The 2081-nt window shown below is 39.2% G+C and carries 2 protein-coding genes and 1 pseudogene; all 3 read right to left on the bottom strand.

Features of this window, described 5'->3' with window-relative positions; genetic code table 11:
- Positions 1-158 precede the first annotated feature (158 nt).
- Positions 159-731 (bottom strand): HdeD family acid-resistance protein, encoded by a 573-nt coding sequence (locus tag FTU91_RS16215; protein WP_180082846.1) that lies wholly within the window; start codon positions 729-731, stop codon positions 159-161.
- Between the two features lie 134 nt (positions 732-865).
- Positions 866-1624, bottom strand: coding sequence for a hypothetical protein (locus FTU91_RS16210; RefSeq protein WP_180082845.1), 759 nt, complete (start codon positions 1622-1624; stop codon positions 866-868).
- Positions 1625-1973: 349 nt separating this feature from the next.
- A pseudogene (locus tag FTU91_RS16205) lies at positions 1974-2081 on the bottom strand (IS701 family transposase); the annotation flags it as partial.

Raw genomic sequence — 2081 nt, 5'->3', positions numbered from 1 at the left:
AATAATTCAAGTGAATTTGTTTGAAAGAAGAACTTTAAAAGCTTTATTTTCACCCGATAAAATACCCATAAAACAAGAGGAAGCTCAAATGAGCTTCCTCTTGTGAAAAATTGTGGGACAGCAATGCGCTCTACGCGCCCTTTTATCCCACTTCACTGTTATACATCTGCCGAACTTTGCGGTACTTCACGTTTGATATACGACGCTAAAGTCAAATAATTAATTCCCTGAAATAAAACATCTATCGCCAGGAACAGCCCCAGTACCCAGAACGGTGCATCAGGTGATTTTAAAATCATAATCCCGGTCACCAGGGTTAACAGGCCCGAAAATAAGATCCAGCCCCAACCTTGATAGGCTTTAAAAATAATGGCACTAAAAATACGGATGATACCCGCAACAATCAATACAATGGCCAACAGATTGGTCAGCACAATCGCGGTTTTTACCGGTGTGCTAAAAGCATAATAACCAGCGACCAGATACAGTACACCAAACAGGGCCCATAGCCAGCGAGTCCCCCCTTCAAAAATTTTAAAAGCTGCAACAAAGTGCAGAATACCGCCAATCATCATCAGTATGCCAAACAGGAATACCACAGAAAGCGTAGCAAAAGGCAGTGAAGCAAGCAGTACAAGAGCAAACAAGGTCAGCACAATGCCCAGACCTAAATACCACTTTCGATTTTCATGCAGCTGATGTCGAACTAAATCATTTCCTACTGTTCTCATGTTTTTTCTCAAGTCTTTTGTTTAGGAATACCTGTAGTTTTAGCTGATTTTCGGTCAAAAGTCTGTTATTTCTCTGCATTTTAATCCACAGCCCGATATGCAACTGTGGATAAAAGCATCGTTATCCCCAAGGATTATTTTTTCCAGCCCAGCTCGATTGCGGTGATTTCATTAATCAAAGTCTGTTTCAATGAATCCGGCATTTTACTTTTTTGTTGCGAAACTGGAATATGCCCGGCCATCAACTCTGCTTTGGCTTGAGGAAATAAAGGAGTTTGATCCGGGTAGGCATAACCCAGTGGATAAATGGGCTGACCAGTCGCTAAATCATATTTGTCACTTGCGCCAAAGCTATGCAGTAATTCATGCACCAATACAATCTTGTTTTGTTCAGCCTGTTTTTTAGATGCAAATAAATTGACTGAACCTATGCGCCCTTTTTGCAAGGCAGTAGAATGTTTTAATTCTTTAATTGTTTGGGGATCATAATAATTTAAATATAAAGTCACGCTGGGTGAACCATCAGCACTTTCATGCTGTTTCCAGGCATAAAAACGGAATTTTAGGCTCCATAAAATGGTATCCAGCATCGTTGCCTGTTCAGGTACTTTAGGAGGAATTTGTTTAAGTTCACGCCCCAACTGGAAATAAATCGCAATCGGCTGCCCACGGTACTGTACTGACATCTGTTGTAAATATTCCTGACTCTCTTTTAACTCGGAGAGATTCAGCGATTGAATATAACGTTGAGTCGCAGCCCGCCCATCTGCATTGATGGGATGCAGCATGACAATAATGGGTTTGGACCAGTCCTGATTCTGGTCACGGTAGGCATTTACTGCCACAATTAATAAAATCAACAGTAATATTAAAATTCGAATATTTTTCCACATTTCCCCAAAATCTCAATATTTTGTATTTATTCTGCGTGACAATTAAAACATATAAACACGACGGAGTCTTTCCATTCGACCATGAATATCTGGAGCTCATTCTGTACTTTTTGCTGTCAAAAAGTACCAAAAAATTTTGTCATGCACAAAACTCGGTAATTTCCGTCTTTTTATCTCTTTTATCGCTGAAACAGTACATTACCAAGGTAGTCCTGCCTCAAATAGTTGTGCATGACCTTTTCACGCGTTCAAACGTTCTTTGAGGAATAGTGCTTTATACAACATACAAAACAATAAAAAAATGCCGACTTTCGTCAGCATTTTTTACATTTCTAGGACTTACGCAGTATTATTTATAGATTCTCTGTGGTAGCAGATGATTTTTATCGAGAATAAAGTCATCAATGAAGTTTTTGATCATTGGTCTAAATAATTTCTTCTGCCAACGATATACATT

The sequence above is a fragment of the Acinetobacter sp. YH12201 genome (assembly GCF_013418145.1).
Lineage (GTDB): Bacteria > Pseudomonadota > Gammaproteobacteria > Pseudomonadales > Moraxellaceae > Acinetobacter.
Note: the sequence above shows the minus strand (reverse complement) of the source record. Positions and strands in the feature narration are given on the sequence as shown.